The sequence below is a fragment of the Pseudoduganella sp. GCM10020061 genome (assembly GCF_042683405.1).
Lineage (GTDB): Bacteria > Pseudomonadota > Gammaproteobacteria > Burkholderiales > Burkholderiaceae_D > Telluria.
On record NZ_JBHUJS010000001.1, the window covers coordinates 759,646 to 777,959 of the forward strand.

General features: G+C 65.4%; 18 protein-coding genes. 6 read left to right on the forward strand and 12 right to left on the reverse strand.

What is annotated here, in order from left to right; all coding sequences use genetic code 11:
- The first annotated feature begins 115 nt into the window (after positions 1-115).
- Together queC and ACFSQR_RS03395 are read left to right on the forward strand one after the other, a co-directional pair.
- Positions 116-826, forward strand: coding sequence for a 7-cyano-7-deazaguanine synthase QueC (gene queC / locus ACFSQR_RS03390; protein WP_377728115.1), 711 nt, complete (start codon positions 116-118; stop codon positions 824-826).
- Between the two features lie 8 nt (positions 827-834).
- Positions 835-1,578 carry a metallophosphoesterase family protein gene (locus ACFSQR_RS03395; RefSeq protein WP_377728117.1) on the forward strand — a complete coding sequence of 248 codons (744 nt, stop codon included), beginning with the start codon at positions 835-837 and terminating at the stop codon, positions 1,576-1,578.
- A 64-nt stretch (positions 1,579-1,642) separates the two neighbouring features.
- Here ACFSQR_RS03395 and ACFSQR_RS03400 read toward each other — a convergent pair whose 3' ends face one another.
- Positions 1,643-2,032, reverse strand: a complete 390-nt coding sequence (locus ACFSQR_RS03400) for a hypothetical protein (protein WP_377728119.1) — start codon at positions 2,030-2,032, stop codon at positions 1,643-1,645.
- Positions 2,033-2,544: 512 nt separating this feature from the next.
- Here ACFSQR_RS03400 and ACFSQR_RS03405 point away from each other — a divergent pair.
- Positions 2,545-3,921 (forward strand): ATP-binding protein, encoded by a 1,377-nt coding sequence (locus ACFSQR_RS03405; protein ID WP_377728121.1) that lies wholly within the window; start codon positions 2,545-2,547, stop codon positions 3,919-3,921.
- A 121-nt stretch (positions 3,922-4,042) separates the two neighbouring features.
- Here the strand turns inward: ACFSQR_RS03405 and ACFSQR_RS03410 are convergent, their stop codons facing one another.
- Both ACFSQR_RS03410 and ACFSQR_RS03415 read right to left on the reverse strand, forming a co-directional pair.
- Positions 4,043-5,551, reverse strand: a complete 1,509-nt coding sequence (locus ACFSQR_RS03410) for an HD domain-containing phosphohydrolase (protein WP_377728123.1) — start codon at positions 5,549-5,551, stop codon at positions 4,043-4,045.
- A gap of 136 nt (positions 5,552-5,687) precedes the next feature.
- Positions 5,688-6,416, reverse strand: coding sequence for a DNA-formamidopyrimidine glycosylase family protein (locus ACFSQR_RS03415; RefSeq protein WP_377728125.1), 729 nt, complete (start codon positions 6,414-6,416; stop codon positions 5,688-5,690).
- Positions 6,417-6,551: 135 nt separating this feature from the next.
- Between ACFSQR_RS03415 and ACFSQR_RS03420 the strand changes: the two genes are divergently transcribed.
- A complete protein-coding gene (locus tag ACFSQR_RS03420; RefSeq protein ID WP_377728127.1) occupies positions 6,552-7,043 on the forward strand; it encodes a DUF3016 domain-containing protein in 492 nt (163 codons plus the stop codon).
- Between the two features lie 84 nt (positions 7,044-7,127).
- Here ACFSQR_RS03420 and ACFSQR_RS03425 read toward each other — a convergent pair whose 3' ends face one another.
- The 7 genes from ACFSQR_RS03425 to ACFSQR_RS03455 all read right to left on the reverse strand — a co-directional run bounded on the left by ACFSQR_RS03425 (position 7,128) and on the right by ACFSQR_RS03455 (position 13,667).
- Entirely contained in the window at positions 7,128-8,207 is a 1,080-nt protein-coding gene (locus ACFSQR_RS03425) for a hypothetical protein (protein WP_377728128.1), read from the reverse strand.
- A gap of 21 nt (positions 8,208-8,228) precedes the next feature.
- Complete coding sequence (locus tag ACFSQR_RS03430; RefSeq protein ID WP_377728130.1) at positions 8,229-8,720, reverse strand: hypothetical protein; 492 nt, start codon at positions 8,718-8,720, stop codon at positions 8,229-8,231.
- A gap of 14 nt (positions 8,721-8,734) precedes the next feature.
- Positions 8,735-9,319 carry an RNA polymerase sigma factor gene (locus ACFSQR_RS03435; protein WP_377728131.1) on the reverse strand — a complete coding sequence of 195 codons (585 nt, stop codon included), beginning with the start codon at positions 9,317-9,319 and terminating at the stop codon, positions 8,735-8,737.
- 207 nt (positions 9,320-9,526) lie between these two features.
- On the reverse strand, positions 9,527-10,978 hold the full coding sequence (locus ACFSQR_RS03440; protein WP_377728133.1) for a PQQ-dependent sugar dehydrogenase: 1,452 nt from the start codon (positions 10,976-10,978) through the stop codon (positions 9,527-9,529).
- Positions 10,979-11,078: 100 nt separating this feature from the next.
- Complete coding sequence (locus tag ACFSQR_RS03445) at positions 11,079-12,380, reverse strand: M20/M25/M40 family metallo-hydrolase (RefSeq protein ID WP_377728134.1); 1,302 nt, start codon at positions 12,378-12,380, stop codon at positions 11,079-11,081.
- Positions 12,381-12,564: 184 nt separating this feature from the next.
- Positions 12,565-12,864, reverse strand: a complete 300-nt coding sequence (locus ACFSQR_RS03450) for a hypothetical protein (RefSeq protein ID WP_377728136.1) — start codon at positions 12,862-12,864, stop codon at positions 12,565-12,567.
- The gene (locus ACFSQR_RS03455; protein ID WP_377728138.1) at positions 12,861-13,667 is read right to left on the reverse strand and encodes a hypothetical protein; all 807 of its coding nucleotides are present in this window, start codon (positions 13,665-13,667) and stop codon (positions 12,861-12,863) included. Before ACFSQR_RS03455 ends, ACFSQR_RS03450 begins: the two co-directional genes overlap by 4 nt.
- Positions 13,668-14,198: 531 nt before the next feature.
- On the opposite strand from ACFSQR_RS03455, the gene ACFSQR_RS03460 reads away from it, so the two are divergent.
- The gene (locus tag ACFSQR_RS03460; RefSeq protein ID WP_377728140.1) at positions 14,199-15,617 is read left to right on the forward strand and encodes a sensor histidine kinase; all 1,419 of its coding nucleotides are present in this window, start codon (positions 14,199-14,201) and stop codon (positions 15,615-15,617) included.
- Entirely contained in the window at positions 15,614-16,324 is a 711-nt protein-coding gene (locus ACFSQR_RS03465; RefSeq protein WP_377728142.1) for a response regulator, read from the forward strand. The genes ACFSQR_RS03460 and ACFSQR_RS03465 overlap by 4 nt, the downstream gene beginning before the upstream one ends.
- 66 nt (positions 16,325-16,390) lie before the next feature.
- Here the strand turns inward: ACFSQR_RS03465 and ACFSQR_RS03470 are convergent, their stop codons facing one another.
- Together ACFSQR_RS03470 and ACFSQR_RS03475 are read right to left on the reverse strand one after the other, a co-directional pair.
- Complete coding sequence (locus ACFSQR_RS03470; protein WP_377728144.1) at positions 16,391-17,302, reverse strand: type II secretion system F family protein; 912 nt, start codon at positions 17,300-17,302, stop codon at positions 16,391-16,393.
- A gap of 9 nt (positions 17,303-17,311) precedes the next feature.
- A complete protein-coding gene (locus ACFSQR_RS03475) occupies positions 17,312-18,307 on the reverse strand; it encodes a type II secretion system F family protein (protein WP_377728146.1) in 996 nt (331 codons plus the stop codon).
- Positions 18,308-18,314 lie beyond the last annotated feature (7 nt).

Consider the following 18,314-nt stretch of genomic DNA (forward strand, 5'->3'; position numbering starts at 1 on the left):
CTGCAAGCCGGTCCGCGAATCGGTCGAAATACATGTCGCTCCACTCTGAAGTATCCGTCCGGATGTTACCGGAACGGCTGGGAAGATGGCGAACGGCTAACACTGAAAGAAAGACATGCAAGCTCACAATGCCGCCCTGGTGCTGTTTTCCGGCGGCCAGGACTCCGCCACCTGCCTGGCCTGGGCGTTGGAGCGCTTCGAGCGGGTGGAAACCATTGGCTTCGACTACGGACAGCGCCACGCGATCGAAATGACCGTGCGGCCGCAGCTGCTGGCCAGCATGCGCGCGGTGAAACCGGCCTGGGGCGAGCGCCTGGGCGAAGACCACGTGGTGGACCTGTCGCTGATCTCGCAGATCTCCGATACCGCCCTGACCAGCGATGTTGCCATCGCCATGCAGGACAACGGCCTGCCGAATACCTTCGTCCCGGGCCGCAACCTGCTGTTCATGACGGTGGCGGCCACGCTGGCATACCGCCGCGGCCTGGATGTGCTGGTGGGCGGCATGTGCGAGACCGACTTTTCCGGCTACCCGGACTGCCGCGACGACACCATGAAGGCGCTGCAGGTCGCGCTCAACCTCGGCATGGCGACCCGCACCCGCCTCGAAACCCCGCTCATGTGGATCGACAAGGCCCAGACCTGGGAACTGGCGCTGGCGCTGGGCGGCGATACGCTGGTGGACCTGATCCGCTCCGGCACCCACACCTGTTACCTGGGCGAGCGCGGCGAGCTGCATGACTGGGGCTACGGCTGCGGCAAGTGCCCGGCGTGCGAACTGCGCGCGCGCGGCTACCGCGAATTCGCGGCGCGCCGCCAGGGCTGAGGAGCTGCATGCGCATCGCCCTGCTGACCGACCTGCATGCGAACCGCGAGGCGCTGGAAGCGTGCCTCGCGCACGCGCACGCGCAGAACGCCGACCAGTTCGCGTTCACCGGCGACCTGGTGGGCTATGGCGCGGACCCGGGCTGGGTGGTGGATACGGTGATGGACTACGCCAGCCGCGGCGCGGTGGTGGTGCAGGGGAACCATGACTACTTTGCCACGCAGCCGGTGCGGCCCCAGATGCACCCCGAGGCGCGCGAAGCGCTCGAATGGACGCGCAGCCAGCTCGGTAGCAGCCACGCCGCCTACCTGGCCGGGCTGCCGCTGGTGGCCGAGATGGACAAGCTGATGTTCGTGCACGCCAGCGCGCACGAGCCGGCGAAGTGGGAATACGTGAAGGGCGTGGAGCAGGCCGAGCGCAGCTTGCGCGCGACCCATGCCCGCGTCGTCTTTTCCGGCCACGTGCACGCGCCCGCGCTGTACCGGCGCGCGGACGACGGGCGCATGGGCAAGCACGTGCCGGAGGACGACGCGCCGATCGCCCTGCGTCCGCAGCACCAGTACCTCGTGCTGCCAGGATCGGTGGGGCAGCCGCGCGACGGCAACTGCGCCGCCTGCTACGCGATCTACGATGACGAGACGCGCGAGGTGTCGTATTTCCGGGTGCCGTATGACCACGGGGCGGCGGCCAGGCGCGTGATTGCGGCGGGGCTGCCGCTGGTCTTCGCGATGCGGCTGATCGAAGGGCTGTAGCCGGCGGATAGTCCCCGAAAAAAAAACCGGCGCATGCGCCGGTTTTTTTCATTCATCCGCCAGCTCAGGCGGCGACTGCAGGCGCGGCGATCTCGCGCGCCGCGCGCTCCTTGCGGCGCTTCATCACGTACCACACGATCGCGGCCGGGATCAGCAGCGGCAGCATCAGCGGCGAGACCGCAACTGCCAGCGCCACCGCGCCGACGGCCAGGCCGAAGATCGCCATCACGCCGACACCCGCGAACACCAGCGCAAGAACCACGCCGACAAACACCAGCACCACGCCCGCCACCAGCATGCCGATGCCGCCGGCAACGACGCCGACGAATGCGGCCAGCGGGCCTTCGAGTTGCTCATCGCCGAATACGACGTGCACATCGCCCGCGTCGAACGCCAGGCTCCAGACAGCCATCGCGAGCAGGACCAGGATGGCAACGGCAGCAAACTTTTTCATGATGAGACTCCGTGACAAGTGTAGTTGGTATGGGCTCACTGTAAATTTGTGCGCGCTGCCGTGCCATCGGAATGCGACAGACTGCATTTTTTGCAGGTCCAGTGTGCGTTTGCGGCGATGAGTCGGTGCGTAGCACGCATTGCGGCCGCCGCCCAACGGACCGGTTTGCCTTGAATTGCAGGGAGGGCGGCCTATACTGGATGCTTGCCGTTGAAGCTGGAGCACCGACCATGCCGTACACTGCACGACGTCCCCGGAGTACGGGGGGCAAGAACCCGCCATCCGCGCCGCCGACTGTCCCTCCCATCATCATCAACCCGTTCCGCCACGAACAGCCCGCACCTGCGATCGACCCGCGCATCGACCTGCCCAGGCCGCCGGTGCGTCCGCCCGGCCTGCCTGCCATGAGAATGTGGCAAAGCGCCGCTATTTGATTGTCCTGGCGATAACTTTCGAACACGCTGCCGCTGCCTCCTGCTAGTATTTCCTCATTGCATTTGAGGGAATACTGAATGGAAAGCCGCCTCACCCGCCTCGAAGCCGTCCAGTCCATGCTGCTCGCGATCGGGCAGATGACGACCACGGGAGGCGACATCACCGAGTTCGTCCGGGCCGTGCACCGCGAGCTGGGCCGCATCATGTATGCGGCCAACTTCTACGTCGCGCTGGCCGACAGCGAGGACGGCACCGTGCGCTTCCCGTATTTCGTGGACGAGCTGGACGAGACGCCCGATCCGGCCGTGCCGGTGCGGCTGGCGTCGCCGGACGAATCGCCGACCAACTGGGTGATCCACAACCGCAAGCGCCTGGTGATGACGCGCGACGAGCAGAGCGCAGGCGGCGCCGACGGCGCCGAGTGGGGCATCGGGAGCATCGCCGAACACTGGATGGGCTGCCCGCTGCTCGACCAGCATGGGCGCGCGCTGGGCGCGATCGTCATCCAGAGTTACGACACCCGGCATACGTTCAGCGACGAGGACCAGCAGCTGTTCGCGGTCATCGCCCGCCACGTCGCCACCGCCCTGCAGGGCCTGCAGAGCATGGACCGCCTGGAGCGCGCCGTTGCCGAGCGCACCGCGCTGCTGGAGCAGCAGAACGCGGCGCTGAAGGAAGCCCAGAGCGAACTGGTACGGCAGGAAAAGCTCGCCTCGCTGGGACGTCTGGTGGCAGGCGTCGCGCACGAGATCAACACCCCGCTGGGCATCTGCGTCACGGCCACCAGCCACCTCGTGCAGGAACTCAAGCTCACGCGCGAAGAACTGGCCAACGGCGAGATGACCGAGGACAGCCTGGTGCAGTTCTTCGACATCCTCGACCAGTCGCTGCGGATCATGACCACCAACACCCAGCGCGCCGCCGCGCTGGTGCGCAGCTTCAAGCAGGTGGCGGTCGACCAGTCCTCGGACGACCTGCGCCGCTTCAACCTGAAGCGCTACCTGGACGAAGTGCTGCTGTCGCTGCAGCCCAAGTTCAAGGGGCGTTCCGTGAAAGTGGAGCTCGACTGCCCGGCCGACATCGAGCTTGAAAGCTTCCCTGGCGCCGTCTCGCAGATCGTCACCAACATGATCGTCAACTCCCTGCTGCACGCCTACGAGCGCGACCAGCCGGGCACCATCACGATCATCGCGCGGGCGGAGGCGGACGACAGCGTCGCCTTCGACTACCGCGACGATGGCGCCGGCATGGACGAGGCCACGCTCGCGCAGCTGTTCGACCCCTTCTTCACCACCAAGCGCGGCACCGGCGGCAGCGGCCTTGGCGCTCACATCCTCTACAACCTGGCCACTGGCGCCCTGGGCGGCACCGTGCGTGTCGACAGCGCGCCCGGCGCGGGCCTACACTACCAGCTGCGCTTCCCGCGCAACCGCCGCAGCGCCGCCACGGCGTGAGCCGTCCCGGGGACTGTCCTGATGGACTGTCCCCCGTCTGTTGGCGGATTTGACTAATTCATGGCGGATTCCGCCAAAAGACAGGGGACAGTCCCGTAGCGACAGTCCCCTAGGAGCGATGTCAGTCGGGGAAGCGGCGGGTGATGTCCAGGGCGGCGTCCATGTTCTCGATCAGGAGGCCGACGATGTTCGGATCGAGGTGCTTGCCGGCGATTTCGCGCATATAGTCGGTGACTTGTTCCACCGGCCACGCGTCCTTGTACACGCGCTTGTGCATGAGGGCGTCGAACACGTCGGCCACGGCGACGATGCGCGCATACGGGTGGATCTGCTCGCCCTTGAGGCCCTGCGGGTAGCCGCTGCCGTCGAATTTTTCGTGGTGCTGGTGGGCGATCACGGCCGCCGCTTTCAGGATCGGGCGCGAGGAGCCGTCCAGGATCGACATGCCGACCTCGGGGTGCTGCTTCATGATCTCCCATTCGTCCGGAGTGAGCTTGCCCGGCTTGAGCAGGACGGCGTCCGGCGTGGCGATCTTGCCGATGTCGTGCATCGGCGAGGCGTGCATGAGGATGGCCGTCTCTTCTTCCGGCATGCCGGCCTTGCGGCCCAGCAGCTGGCAGACCTGCGCCATGCGGCGCACGTGGTTGCCCGCTTCGTTCGAGCGCGATTCGACCACGTCGCCCAGGCGCAGGATCAGTTCGGCCTGGGTGTCGGTGATTTCCTGGTTGAGCAGGATGTTGTCGAAGGCGATGGCGACGCCGGAGCAGAACACTTCCAGCAGCTTTTCGTCCAGCTCGGACACGGATTCCACGCCCTTCAGTACCAGCAGGGAAGCCTTGCCGCTGCTGCTGTTCGGGAAGTAGCCGACGAAGGTGTCGCCATGCAGGCGCGAGATGCGGTTCTGGTGCGCTTCGTTCAGCTGGGCGATGAGGTCCTGCTCGCCCAGCACGTCGTTCATGTCGCCGATCTGCGCCAGCACTTCGTATTCGTCCTGGCCGCGGATGACGGAGGCGCCGCGCAGGCGCAGCAGCGCGCTTTGCTCCAGGCGCAGCAACGCGACCACCTGCTGCAGCAGGCCGCTGGCGAAGTCCTTCAGGTTACGCTGCTGGAAGATGTGCGCCGACGCTTCGATCACGCGCTCCAGGCCTTCGCGGTACGACATCTGGGTGCGCCGCGCTTCTTCCACTTTCATGATGTCGCGGTAGGCGCGCAGCGCGGCAAAGGTGGTGGTGAACAGCTTGGTGCGGTCGAGCTCGGTCTTTTCCTTGTAGTCGTTGATGTCGTAGTCGACGATCACGCGCTCTTCCGGCGCCTGTCCCGGCTGGCCGGTGCGCAGCACGATGCGGGTGAACTGGTTGTCCAGGTCCTGGCGCATCCAGCGCGCCACTTCCAGGCCACTGTCTTCCGTGTCCATCACCACGTCCAGGAACACCAGCGCGATGTCGCTCTCGCTGCCCAGGATTTCCTTGGCCTGCGCGGTGTTGTACGCGTGCAGGAAGGTGAGCGGGCGGCCGTCGAGGCGGAAGCGGCTCAGCGTGAGTTTGGTGATGTCGTGGATGTCCGGTTCGTCGTCGACGAGCAGGACTTTCCAGGGAATGACTTTTGGTGCGCCTTTGGACAGGAATGACATAGGGTGGGAATGAACCTGCAAATTGAGTTGGCGCAACTAGCGCAAGCGTGATCGATTGTAGTACGCCTCTTTCCACTTAACAATAATTGGGGAGATTTATGGAAGCTTGTGTTGCTGGGGAGAGCCAACCCTGTATTTATGCGTACAGCTTCTGGCAACGTTCGCAGTAGTAGCTGGCGCGCCGGGTGCGGCCAAGATTGGCTTTTTTGAAAGGGATGTGGCAACGCGGACAACTTGTCTGGCGGTGCGCCAGCCAGTGCTTCTTGAGCACGAACTGCTTTTTCCATTCCAGGAAGTCGAAGCTGTAAACCCGGGCCTGTTCGACCAGCGCGCGCAGCTTGGGCGCGGGCAGGGCGCCGACCGCCGACAGCGGATGCACGCGGATGCGGAACAGGACTTCGTTCTTGATGATGTTGCCCACGCCCGAGAACAGCTGCTGGTCGAGCAGGGCGTCGCAGGCCAGCATGCCGGGCTCGGCCCGCAGCTTCTTGCGCGCGGCGGCCGGGTTCCATTCGTCCGACATGACGTCAACGCTCCAGTCGTAGTCGGCCAGGTTGGCATAGCGGATGGCGCAGGCGTAGAAGTTCAGTTCGCTGCCGTCGTCGAAGCCCAGCGAGAGGCGCGGCGGCGTCTCCTTGCGCTCGTCGATGCGGTAACTGCCGAACAGGAGGAAGTGGATGCGCAGCGTGACCTCGTCCAGTTCGATCAGGAAGTGCTTGCCCCAGCTGCGCAGGGAGACGATGCGCTGCCCTTCGAGCGCGCCGGCGTCGATGGCGCGGACGTTGCCGCCGGCACGGGCGACGGTGCGTCCTTCGAAGCGGGCGGCCTCTTCGCGCAGGATGACGAGGGATGGTCCTTCAGGCATGCCTGCATTCTGGCGCGGCGCCTGGAACCGGGCTGTGCGGAGGCTAACATTTGGATACAAAGTAGGCATCCGCTGTTATATTGTTTGTCGCTCGCCGGAGTATATTGGTGTCCTATCCTTGAAAGGAATACTGCCATGAACACGCTGATTCGTTCCCTTACCCTTGCTGGGCTGGCCGCGCTTACCTCCGCCACTGCAATGGCGGGCGGCGCGACGGTGACGTTCACGCATCCGGAGAACTATTCCGACTTCCCCTACTCGGAAGTGGACCGCGACTGGCTGCTGAAGGAAACGGCAGACCACTTCATCAAGCTGGCCGCGCGCCTGCCTGCCGGCCAGGACCTGAAGATCGAGGTGCTCGACTACGACCTTGCCGGCGACCGCAAGATCGGCTACGCCTACCTGCACGACTTCCGCATCCTGAAGGGGCGCGCGGACTGGCCGAGCATGAACGTGCGCTACACGCTGACGGAAAACGGCCAGGTCATCAAGCAGGGCGAGGAGCGCATCCGCGACATGGCGTACCTGAACCACATCAACCGCTACTTCTCGGGCGATCCGCTGCGCTACGAGAAGCAGATGGTGGAAGAGTGGTTCCGCGAGCGCTTCGGCGTCTCGCGCCGGTGACGACGGCAAAAAAAGACCCGGCGCATGCCGGGTCGAGGTGCTGAATCCGATGAAGGACAGTCCGCGAGGGACTGTCCTTTTTTCTTACTGCTGTTCCTTCTTCTTCGCCGCTTTTTCTTCCAGCTTCTTCTTCAGGCGCTCGGCCGGGTCCTTGATGTCGAAGTCCGACGGCGCGGCGAACAGCTCGGCAGAGGGTTCGGCGCGGCGGATGTTCTCCAGGCGGTAGATGCGGTCGCCGTAGCGCGGGTCGCTGTGCTTGGAGTACACCGTCACCTGCAGATCGGGCGAATACCAGGTCTCGTCGGTGACGACGATCGGGCGCACATTGCCTACTTCGCCGGCCGGGATTTCGTAGCTGCTCATCTTGCCCTCGGCCTTGACGCCTTCGAAGTTGCGGGTGCCCAGGTCCTTGACGGTGGCGTTGCGGGCAAACTTGCTGTCCGCCGAGGCGCGCGCGATCGCAGGAGCCAGGCGGCGCAGCTGTTCCGCCTTGCCTTCCATTTCCTTGACCACGCGCACGCTCACTTCCTCGGCGCGCTTGGCGCCTTCCGGCATGCCGTGCTCGAAGCGGCGCACCACGGTCGCTTCGCCCTCGCCATCTTTACTGCGCTCCTTGCGGATGCGCTCGACGTGGACGCGTGCGCGTTCGCGCGCCTCCGACGCCAGTGCGCGCGCCCGTTCGTTGATCTCCGGGCTGATGCGGGTGCCGGTCTTCTTTTCCGGATTCAGGACGAAGGTGACCGGGCCGTCCTGGATCAGGATGGTGCGCATGTCGCCGTCCTCGCCGCGGATCTCCTGGCGGGTGCGGCCCTGGCTGTCGCGGTAGCTCATGGTCGAATGCTTCTTCACGATCTGGTTGCCGTCCGGGAGGACCTGCACGCGCTCGGACACCGCCTCCGCACTGTACGGCGCGTTCTTTACCGGGCCGCGCGGGCCGCGGAAGGCGCCGGCGATGTGGCCGCCGTGCGTGGCGAAGGCATATTCGTGGGCGTGCACGCGGAAGCGCTCGGCCGCCTCGGCATGGACGGCGTGCGGGGCGCGCTCGACGCGTTCCACGCGCACTTCGCGGCGCACTTCCTGGCCTGCGTCCACGGTCTCTTCGGCCATCGCCGGGGCCAGCGCTGCCGCCAGCAGTACAGTCAGAAGGATCTGTCGGGTCATCATGGTGTTCCTCTTCGGTTGGTTTTACTGTGATTCGGATGTCAGGCGCACGGCCAGCGGTTCGCCGTCGCCGGTCACCAGCATTTCGGCGCGCACGGTGCGGCCCGCGGTTTCGGGCGAGACCGGCACGCCCGCTTCGGCCAGCGCGCTGCCGGGCAGCTCGGCCTCGACCAGGCGCGGCGACGGTTCGGCTTCGATGCGTTCGAGCGAGTCGAGCGCGATGAAGGCGGTGCCGCCGTCGCGGTACACCAGCGGCAGCGCCTCGTCGGCGCCCGGGCGTGCGCCCTGCAAGGTGACCATCAATACCAGGACGGCGGCGCAGGCGCTGCCCACCCCGGCCAGGCCCCAACTGCCCGGCGACAGGCGCTGGTACCAGCGGCGCCGCGCGTGCTGCTTGCGGAAGACGTCCATCAGTTCTTTTTCCACGCCCGGCGGCGCGTTGTGCGCCTGCAGTGCGCCGCGCAATTGCGCGAAGCGGGGCTGGAGGATGTCGTCGTGTTGGTCAGTCGTGTTCATGTCGTTCCTGCCTTTCAGGCTGCGTCCAGTGCGGCGCCGGCGAACTTTTTCGCCAGTGCGGCGCGGCCGCGCGATAGCCGCGAGCGCACCGTGCCGATGTCGACCTGGCAGATGTCGGCGATCTCCAGGTAGGACATGTCGTGCAGCTCATACAAAATCACTGCGTCGCGGTAATGCGGCGGCAGTTTCGACAGCGCCAGCCGGACCTGCTCGGCCTGTTCGTTGCCGAGCATGCGCTTGAGGGGCTCGGCGCTGTCGTCGCCTCCCAGGTCGAGTTCGCCGTCTTCGTCTTCGGCGCAGCTCAGGCTGTCGGTACGGCGGCGCGTCTCTTCCAGTTTCATCACCACGTTGCGCGCCACGCCGAACAGGAAGTTCTGCAGCTGGCCGCGCAGCGGGTCGTAGCCGAAACTGCCCGACAGCAGGCCCAGGAAGACTTCCTGCACCACGTCGGCGGCGGTGTCGGGCGAGCCGCAACGCAGCAGCGCGAAGCGGTACAGCGGCCCCTGGTGGCGCCGGTACAGCGCCTGAAAGGCGGCGCTGGAGCCGTCGCGCAGCTGGCGCAGCAGTTCGATATCGGTGGTGGCGGTCTCGGTGGTCATCGTTATGCTCTTTGATGGTATTCCCGGTCCGGGACCGGAAAGTTCCAATTATTTTTATGTCGTCAACGAATCACGTCAGGAGACCCTTCGTCCCAGGCGGACGAAGGATCGGGGGACGGTCCCCGGGATGGCGGAATCCGCCATAAGTATGGCGATTCCGCCAAAAACAAACGGCCGGGGCTGAACTGAACGGCAGCTGCGTCCGGGTCAGGGCGCTGCGGCGCGGACGATCTTGTGGATGGTACCGTTCGAGCGGAGCAGGTACAACTCGCCGGCGCCGTCGCGGCCGAACGAGACGATGCCGCCGAGCGCGGGGGTGTTCCAGTTGACCTGGGGCGTCGGGCTGATCCCGTCCAGCATGAAGCTCTTGAGGAAGCCACTGCAGAAATCGGAGTAGAAGTAGTGCCCGGCCAGTTCCGGCAGCGCGGCGCCGCGGTAGACCAGGCCGCCGGTGATCGAACAGGCCCCGTTGGCGTGCGTGTACTCGATCCACGGCGTCTCCAGCCCGGTCTTGTCGCACGAGGCGGCGCCGAAGCATTCGCTGCCTTCGAGGATGTCCCAGCCATAGTTGACGCCTGGCCGCGTGGCGCTGACGATATTGATTTCCTCGGCCCGGCTCTCGCCGACGTCCGCGATCACCAGGCTGTTCCCGTCGAAGGCGAAGCGCCACGGGTTGCGCAGGCCAAGCGCCCAGATTTCGCCGCGTGCGCCGGCCTGGCCGGCAAACGGATTGCCGGTGGGGATGCGGTAGGGCTCGCCGATGCGGGACTGGCTGACATCCAGCCGCAACAGCTTGCCCAGCAGGACGTTGCGGTTCTGGGCGTTGCCCGGTGGGTCGCCGGCACCGCCGCCGTCGCCGGTGCCGAGGTAGAGGTAGCCATCGGTGCCGAAGGCCACCAGGCCACCGTAATGGTTGGTGAAGCCAGGGTGGGGGATGCGGATGATCTCGAGGTAGCCGGTGACGTCGGCGCGGTCGGGATTGGTGGACACGGTATGGCGCTCGACCACGATATTGTTGCCCGTGTCCGTGTAGTAGATGTAGAACACGCCGCTGCTCGCGTAGTCGGGCGCGAAGGCCATCGACAGCAGCCCGCCTTCGCCGGCCGTGGAGACGCGCGCGCTGATGTCGAGGAATGGCAGCGCCAGCAGCGCGCCATTGCGCACGACGCGGATCCGTCCCGGCCGTTCGGTGATGAACTGGCGCGCGTCGCCGGGCGGACTGATGAGGAAAGTAGGGAACTCGAGTCCGCTGAGGAACACGTGGGTGGTGATCAGGTTGGCGAAATCGGCGCGGTAGCGTACTTCGACCTGGGCTGTGGCGCCGGCCACGACGTTGACCGTGTCGGGCGTGAGGATGGGAAAGAAGGTGGAGCCGCCGGAGACCACCGGGTCGGCGCTGATGCGGTAGCTGCCGGGTGTGAGGCCCGTGAGGCTCTCGCCCTGGTTGAGCGTGCGGGAAAAGCCGTTCGGGCCGGCGATACGGATGACCAGGATCGTGCCCGTGGGCGCCTGGGTGATGCGCACGATGAGGATGCCGGTGCTGGCAACCGGTGGATTGCCGAAGCGGATTTCGGTGCTCCCTCCGCAGCTGGCAAGGGTGGACAGCAGCGCGAGGGCGGCAAGAATCGCGCCGAGGAAACGTTTGCTCGCGTGTGGCATGGCGTCCTCCGTCGGCCGCAGACAAGGCGGCCTGCCCGGTGACGCTACGCCGCTTTTGCGCAGGCCGGCGCACGCATGGAGGGGGCCTTGCCCCTTCCTTTCATCGCGTCAGGCGGTAGATCAGCAGGGCGGTGCGGACCGCGGCCTTTTCCAGAGAGGCCGGTTCCAGGTCCTCGTTCGGCGAATGGGCGCCGCGCCCGCTCACGCCCAGCCCGTCCAGGCTGTCCACGTACGAGGAGACGAACTGGATGTCGCCCGCGCCGCGCTTGCCCGGCGGGTAGGCCGCGACCGTCCCCAGGCCGGCGTCCGCGCTGGCTTTGGAATAGATGTCGAGCAGTTTCATGTTGCCCGGCGTCGGCGCCATCGGCGGATACGAATCCTGGAACGTGATGCTGGCGCTGGTGCCCGGCAGGCTCTGCGCGACGATCTCGCGCATCTGCGCGCGCACGCGCACGGCCTGCTCCATGGTCAGGAAGCGCAGGTCGCCCTTGACCAGCGTGGTGTTGGCGATGATGTTCTCCTTGCCGTAGGCGGTACCGGTCATGTTCGACTCGGAGAAGGAGGTGGTGGTGCCGCCCAGGATCACGCCCGGGTTGTAGGTCAGGTTCGCTTCCGGCAGCTCGCGGCGGAACGCGTCCAGGATGCGCGCCGCCTCGTAGATGGCGCCGTAGCCGGTGCCCTGGCCGAAAATGCCCGACGAGTGGCCTTGCCGGCCCTTGACTTCCAGCGTCCACGACGACGAGGAGCGGCGGCCCACCGTGCCGGTGGCGTTGCCGTCGACGACCACCGTGCCCTCGAAGGCGAGCGCGATGTCGCTGCGCTTGGCCGCGTCCACCATGTCGCGGCGCGAGATCGACTTCGGGTCGCCCGCGTCCTCCTCGTCGCCGGTGAACATGACGGTGATGGTGGTGTTGTCCAGCGCGCCTTCCTTGTGCAGCGCGCGCAGGGCTTCGATCACGACCACGTCGCCGCCCTTCATGTCGCTGATGCCCTGGCCGCGGATGCGGTCGCCGCGCCGCTCGAACTTCTGCACCGGATCGTCAGGTTCGAACACGGTGTCCAGGTGCCCCAGCAGCAAGAGGCGCTTGCCCTGCTTGCCGGTGCGGGTGGCTTCCAGGTGGCCGGCGCGCTGCATCGACGCAGGCATCTCGATCCAGCGCGTCTTGAAGCCGAGCTTGTCCAGCTCCTGCGCAAAGATCTTGCCCACTTCGCGCACGCCGGCGTGGTTCATGGTGCCGCTATTGATGTTGACGGTGCGCTCCAGCAGGTCCATCGCCTGCGGGGCGTTGGCGCGGACCGAGGCGACGATGCGCTCCTCGGCCGGGCTGAGGTTGTCGGCGTGTGCCGTGCCCACGGCGCAGGCCACGCCGAGTGCGCACAGGGCGCGGGAGAATGTGAACATAAAAAAAGTTCTCTGTGGAAACATGCGCCCACTCTACACCGGATCGCCAAATGGGGACAGACCCCATTTTCAAAATGGGGACAGACCCCATTTCGGGCACCCGGGGAAAAGAAAAATGGGGACAGACCCCATTTTCGAAATGGGGTCTGTCCCCATTTCGGGGTCTGTCCCCATTTCGGTTTCGCTAGGGCGGCGGCAGCGGGACGATGGCGGTGCGGGTCTTGTGCACTACGCCGGACGGGGCGAACAGGATGACGTACTCGCCTATGGCGCCCGCCGGGCCGGGATAGTTATATAGCCAGGCTTCGTAGCCGCTGTCGAACCGGATGCGCTGCACCGGTTCGCCCAGCGCGCGCGCCTGCTCGCGGGTGGTGTGCCCGGCGACGATCTGCCCGGTCAGCGCATCGAGCGGCACGGTGCGGATTTCCTGCTGCGGCGCGCTGGCGCAGCCGGCCAGCAGCAATGCGGCGATCAGCGCCCTCATGGCTGCTCCTTCGGCGCGTCGTCCATGTATTCGAAGTGGAGCAGGGTGTCGTCCGGCCACGACGGGTCCCAGATCGGCGCGAAGTAGGCGCGGTCCAGCATCGACTGGCAGTCGCAGTAGGGCAGGGTCTCGGGCGTCTCGCGCCCGCCCGCATACAGCTGGCGGAACGGCAGCACTTCGCGCCGCTCCCCATGCGTGAGGATGACATTGAAGACCGGCCGCTCGGCAAAGAACAGGTAGCGCCCGTCATGCGTGCCGCACACGGAGTCGATACTGGTGAGCATGCGGTCCAGCCACGCGAACATCGGCGCGGTTTCCGATACCAGCCCGGCCTCCATGCCAACCCGGCACTCCAGCCGCAAGTCGCCCAGGCGGCGCGTGCCGGGAGGCAGGCCCGGGGTCTGCACCCACGCCCGCCAGGTCATGCTGCTGGTCTTGCGGTTGGCCAGCACGGCGGCGTCCTCGCGCGCGGCCAGCGCGTTGCGCTCCAACGTAAAGCTGTGATCGGGCGCGATCGCGACCGGCAGCGATACCGTATCGCCCGCCACCCGCAGCGTGACGCCATCCATTTTGGTGCCCGGCACCCGCGGCAGCACGCGGAAACGCAGCGTGGCGGCCGGCGCGAGCCGCCGCTCGCGTTCGAACAGATCCATGCCCTTGAGCATCCGGCGGTAGGACTTGTCGACCGGGTCCCTGGTCGTCGTCACGTGCACCGTGGCGGCGCCGGGAGCGGGTTTCTCCTGGGCAAACGCATAGGAAAATACTGACAAGGTCAGGGTGAGCAGTAGGATTCGGCGTCGCATGCCCCCATCATAAAATCAAACCAAAAATTGCTGCGCGCGAATGCTTTGGCTCTTAATATTTCCCAATAAAATCAAATAATTACGCGTGTCGCATTTTTTTCACCTTTTTTCGTGCACGATTGCCATCTTTGCGATATTTACAGGAAATCGTCACATATAATGCGACAAACAAGCAGTCTCATCCGCAATACATTGGGTTATCAACTGTAGGTCCTGTCTGACGCGATGTAGGTAGTTCGGTAATACGAAAAGGGCGCGTAAATATTGCGATCTGATAATACTATGCCGACTTATTCACTCAACGGAAACCTCTCGACAGCGTTCGAATCGACGGACCTGCGCGATATCCTCATCGCAAGCAGGGTCAGGCTGCTGTTGGCGATGTCGGGTTTGCTGGCCGTGTATCTGGCGCCGGGTGAATTGTTCAGTGAGAATGATTACGCGCCGTCAATATTCGCCTGCTACGCATTATCGAGCGCGCTTCTTTATTACGCGGCGGAGATGCACATCCCCATCGCCTTGCATAATGGAATGTTCTGGCTCGACTGCGTCTGGTATTTCCTGATTACGGCGTCATCGGGGGGCAGCGACAGTTATTTCGTCATGCTGTATGTATTCCCCATCCTGGTGTCCTCGCTGCGCGGCGGCTTCGATGCCGGCGCCGTGGTGACGCTGACGGCAACAGCCATGTTCGTGGCCGCCGCGCACGTCGCGGACAGCACACCGGAGCTGCCGCCATTGCTGTTCCGCAGCAGCGCGCTGATGGCGCTGGGCTACCTGATGGCGCGGCTGGGCGAAAACCGCCGCCAGCTCAGGCGCCGCCTGGACCTGCTGCATTCGCTAACCCAGGTCGCCAATCCGCACTTTGGCGTGGACCGCGCGATCACTGCCATGCTGGAAAAGACGCGCCAGTTCTTCGGCGCCGTGCGTTGCGTGTCGGTAGTGCGCATCGATGGCCACACGTTCGTGCGGACCGTGGCTGCCGACAGCCCGTTGTCGGTGCCGCCAGAAAGCATCGACGACCATCTGGCCGAGCTGCTGCTGCCCGAGCCGGACGACACGCTGCTGCTGTACCGGCACGGCTGGCGCTTCCGGCTGGAGCCATCGTGGCAGGAAGCGGAGCTGCGCCGCTGCCGCTGGCTGCGCCAGCCCGACGACAGCTTCGAGCGCACCGCCGAACTGCTCGATGCCTGTTCGGTGATCGGCGCGCCGGTTAAGCTGCGCAACGGCTTCGGCCGGGTGTACGTGGTGCGCAGCGACGCCAACCTGTCGCGCGCCGACGCGGTATTCCTGTCGCACGTGGTGGCCCAGGCCGTCCCGATCGTCGAGAACATGGCGCTGGTGGACCGGATCGCCTCGAATGCGGCGTCCGACGAGCGCAAGAAGTTCGCGCTCAACCTGCACGACACTGCGGTGCAGCCTTACATCGGACTCACTCTCGGCCTGGCGGCATTGCGCAAAAAGGCCGGCTCGGACAATCCGCTGGCCGCCGACCTGGAGCGGCTGGCGAAAATGGCGGACGGCGTCATCGCCGAACTGCGCGCCTTTGCCGGCAGCGTGCGCGGGGCACCTGCGGGCAGCGAGCCGGTGTGCATCTCGGCCCTGTTGCGCCAGGCCGAACAGATCGAGCGCTGCTACGGCGTCAGCGTCTCGGTGGACGTGCAGGGCCGCATGGCCTTCGGCGATCGCATCTCTGCGGAAGTAGTGCAGATCGTGCGCGAAGGCCTGAGCAACATCTGCCGTCACACCACTGCGCGGCGCGGCAACGTCAAGATGCGCTGCGACGATTCGGTGCTGCACATCGAGATCGATAACGATAACGGGGGGCGCAAAGCCGAGCCCTTTACGCCCCGGTCAATCTGCGAACGCGCGGCCGCACTGGGCGGCAGGGCGTACGTCAAACAGGGAGCGGTCGACAGTACCGCCATTTGTGTGGAGATACCGATATGAGCGATGGCTATAACAACTACGGGAGCCCGATCCGCGTGATGCTGGTCGAGGATCACCTGACCATGTCGTGGGGGCTGGAGCGGCTGATCGAGGGCGAGCGGCCGCGCATGCAGGTCGTGGGCGTGGCGCGCACGGGCCACGACGCGGTGGCGATGGCCGCCAGCCTGGTGCCGGACGTGATCCTGGTCGACCTGGATTTGAACGGTGACAGCAGCGTGGAATACCTCCCTGGCATGCTGGGGAACCAGAAATCGCGCGCGCTGGTGCTGACCGGCGAACGCCGCACCGCCGTGCTGGACGCCGCCGTGCGGCGCGGCGCGCGCGGCATCGTGGGCAAGGACGCGCCGGCCGAGACCCTGCTCAAGGCGATCGAAAAGACGCACGCCGGCGAGATCTGGCTTGACCGCGAGTCGATGAGCCGCATGTTCGGCGGCATGCTGGAGCCGCGCTCTTCACAACCGCAGGATCCCGAGCAGGGCAAGATCGACACGCTGACCGAGCGCGAACGCAAGATCGTCAAGGCCGTGGTCGAGCACAGCGACTGCCTGAACAAGACGCTGGCGACGCACCTGTTCATCTCGGAACACACGCTGCGCAACCACCTGACTGCCATCTATCACAAGCTGGGGGTGAAGACGCGGCTGGAGCTGTACGTGTATGCGCTCAAGCACAAGCTGGCGACGCCGGCCAAAGCGGAAGTGCATTAGGCGCGTGCCACCCAACGAAACAGGGGCGCTCCGGCGCCCCTCTTTTTTCGCCGGCGCGGCCGGCGCTCAACTCTGGCCGATCATCGGGATCACCGTGCGCACGATACGGATGATCGCCGGTCCCAGGATGATCATGATGATCGACGGGAAGACAAACAACACCAGCGGCAGCAGCATTTTGGTCGGTATTTTCGCCGCCAGTTCTTCCGCCAAGATCTGGCGCTTGTGGCGCAAGTCGTCCGAGAACACCCGCAGCGACTCGCCGATGCTCGTGCCGAAGCGGTCCGACTGAGTCAGCATCGTGGCGAAGGTGGCGATTTCATCGAGTCCCGTCCGCAGCGCCAAGTGGCGCAGCGACTGCTCGCGGCTGGCGCCGGCCCGCATCTCGAGATTGGTCAGGTGGAGTTCCTCGGCCAAGGCCCGGCTCTTCATCTTCAGCTCTTCGGTGACGCGCACGAGCGCCGCGTCCAGGCCCTGGCCTGCTTCGACACATACAAGCATCAGGTCGGCTGCATCCGGGAAGTTTTCGAACAATTCGCGCTTGCGCGCGCGGAGTTTGATCGACAGCGCGAAGTTCGGCAGGTAGCAGCCGACCAGGGCCGCCAATAGTATGTTCATCAGCAGTGCCATCGGGCTCATTGGCGAACCGCGCAGCACCAGCCAGGTGCAGAAGGCGAAGCTGATGGGCAGCAGCGTCTTGAGGCCGAAATAGATCAGGCGGGCGTCGTCGCGGCGCAGCCCGGCATTCAGGAAGCGCAGCCGCAGTGGCGACTGATCCCATTTTCCCTCCGGCGCGGACAGGTTAGCGAACGGTCCGACTAGGCTGACGACCGTCGTGGTCCATGCCGGACCGGTAGCACGCGCCGCCGGCGACATGTTGCGCAAGCGCTCGCCAACTCTGGTCGGTATCAATATGAAGGCCAGCGCACCGACCAGCGATGCGACGGCGACGAAGACGAGAATTGGTAGCACGGTCATGGCGGCACCTCAGACATGTATACGCGTGATCTTACGCAGGAGCAGAATACCCAGCACCATCATGGCGCTCAGGTACTGAAGGATGGTGATTCCGATCGGATCGCTCCACATCGGCTTCATGAATTCGGGGTTGAAGGCCTGGAGCAGGCCGGCCAGCGCGAACGGCATTACGGCCAGTATCCAAGCCGACATCCGTCCTTCGGCCGACAGTACGCGTACGCGGCCCATCAGTTTCAGGCGCTCACGGATCAACCGGCTCAGGTTACTCAGGACTTCAGTCAGGTTGCCGCCGGAGTCGCGCTGGATGACCACCGAAACGACGAAGTAGCGCAGGTCGGTCAGGGGCACGCGCTCCGACAGGTTGATCAGCGCCTGCTCCATCGATACGCCGAAATTGATCTCGTCATGGGTGAAGTTGAACTCGGACGCGATCGGCTGGGGCATTTCGTCCCCGATCATCTGCAGCCCCGCCGAAAACGCGTGTCCGGCGCGCAGCGCACGGGTGAGCAGGTCCAGCGCGTCCGGCAACTGGCGCTCTAGACGTTGTAGGCGCTTAGCACGGCGCCGCAACACGTACGCCACCGGCAGGGCCGCCATTAGCGCGCCCGCGCCCAGCGTCACGGTCGCCGGCTGCGCCAGGATGCCACGGGCCACGAACATACCCAAGGCCCCCGCGCCAAGGCAGGTCAGCATCAGGCGTCCCGAGCTCCAGCGCAGATCGGCCTGCAGCAACAACCGGTCGATCCGGTGCATCTGCGGCAGGGCCCGCATCAGGCGCTCGTGCAGCGGTAGCTCGCTGAGCATTTTCTGGCGCAGCAGGGCGGTTTGCGCCGACATGTCCGACGCCGCCGAGATGGCTTGCAGGCGCCGGTCGATCTTCTTCGCTTCCGGGCCGCGATAGCCCTTCCAGAGCAGGTAGCACCCTTCGAACATCAGCAACACCGCAACGCAAGCGAGTACCGACAGCACAAGAAAGGATTCGCCCCCGATTTTTTCGTAAAACATGGCCGGT

Excerpts from the sequence above, each read along its gene's own strand:
- queC (WP_377728115.1), top strand. The coding sequence starts at position 116 with ATGCAAGCTCACAATGCCGCCCTGGTGCTGTTTTCCGGCGGCCAGGAC.
- ACFSQR_RS03395 (WP_377728117.1), top strand. The coding sequence starts at position 835 with ATGCGCATCGCCCTGCTGACCGACCTGCATGCGAACCGCGAGGCGCTG.
- ACFSQR_RS03400 (WP_377728119.1), bottom strand. The coding sequence starts at position 2,032 with ATGAAAAAGTTTGCTGCCGTTGCCATCCTGGTCCTGCTCGCGATGGCT.
- ACFSQR_RS03405 (WP_377728121.1), top strand. The coding sequence starts at position 2,545 with ATGGAAAGCCGCCTCACCCGCCTCGAAGCCGTCCAGTCCATGCTGCTC.
- ACFSQR_RS03410 (WP_377728123.1), bottom strand. The coding sequence starts at position 5,551 with ATGTCATTCCTGTCCAAAGGCGCACCAAAAGTCATTCCCTGGAAAGTC.
- ACFSQR_RS03415 (WP_377728125.1), bottom strand. The coding sequence starts at position 6,416 with ATGCCTGAAGGACCATCCCTCGTCATCCTGCGCGAAGAGGCCGCCCGC.
- ACFSQR_RS03420 (WP_377728127.1), top strand. The coding sequence starts at position 6,552 with ATGAACACGCTGATTCGTTCCCTTACCCTTGCTGGGCTGGCCGCGCTT.
- ACFSQR_RS03425 (WP_377728128.1), bottom strand. The coding sequence starts at position 8,207 with ATGATGACCCGACAGATCCTTCTGACTGTACTGCTGGCGGCAGCGCTG.
- ACFSQR_RS03430 (WP_377728130.1), bottom strand. The coding sequence starts at position 8,720 with ATGAACACGACTGACCAACACGACGACATCCTCCAGCCCCGCTTCGCG.
- ACFSQR_RS03435 (WP_377728131.1), bottom strand. The coding sequence starts at position 9,319 with ATGACCACCGAGACCGCCACCACCGATATCGAACTGCTGCGCCAGCTG.
- ACFSQR_RS03440 (WP_377728133.1), bottom strand. The coding sequence starts at position 10,978 with ATGCCACACGCGAGCAAACGTTTCCTCGGCGCGATTCTTGCCGCCCTC.
- ACFSQR_RS03445 (WP_377728134.1), bottom strand. The coding sequence starts at position 12,380 with ATGTTCACATTCTCCCGCGCCCTGTGCGCACTCGGCGTGGCCTGCGCC.
- ACFSQR_RS03450 (WP_377728136.1), bottom strand. The coding sequence starts at position 12,864 with ATGAGGGCGCTGATCGCCGCATTGCTGCTGGCCGGCTGCGCCAGCGCG.
- ACFSQR_RS03455 (WP_377728138.1), bottom strand. The coding sequence starts at position 13,667 with ATGCGACGCCGAATCCTACTGCTCACCCTGACCTTGTCAGTATTTTCC.
- ACFSQR_RS03460 (WP_377728140.1), top strand. The coding sequence starts at position 14,199 with ATGTTCTGGCTCGACTGCGTCTGGTATTTCCTGATTACGGCGTCATCG.
- ACFSQR_RS03465 (WP_377728142.1), top strand. The coding sequence starts at position 15,614 with ATGAGCGATGGCTATAACAACTACGGGAGCCCGATCCGCGTGATGCTG.
- ACFSQR_RS03470 (WP_377728144.1), bottom strand. The coding sequence starts at position 17,302 with ATGACCGTGCTACCAATTCTCGTCTTCGTCGCCGTCGCATCGCTGGTC.
- ACFSQR_RS03475 (WP_377728146.1), bottom strand. The coding sequence starts at position 18,307 with ATGTTTTACGAAAAAATCGGGGGCGAATCCTTTCTTGTGCTGTCGGTA.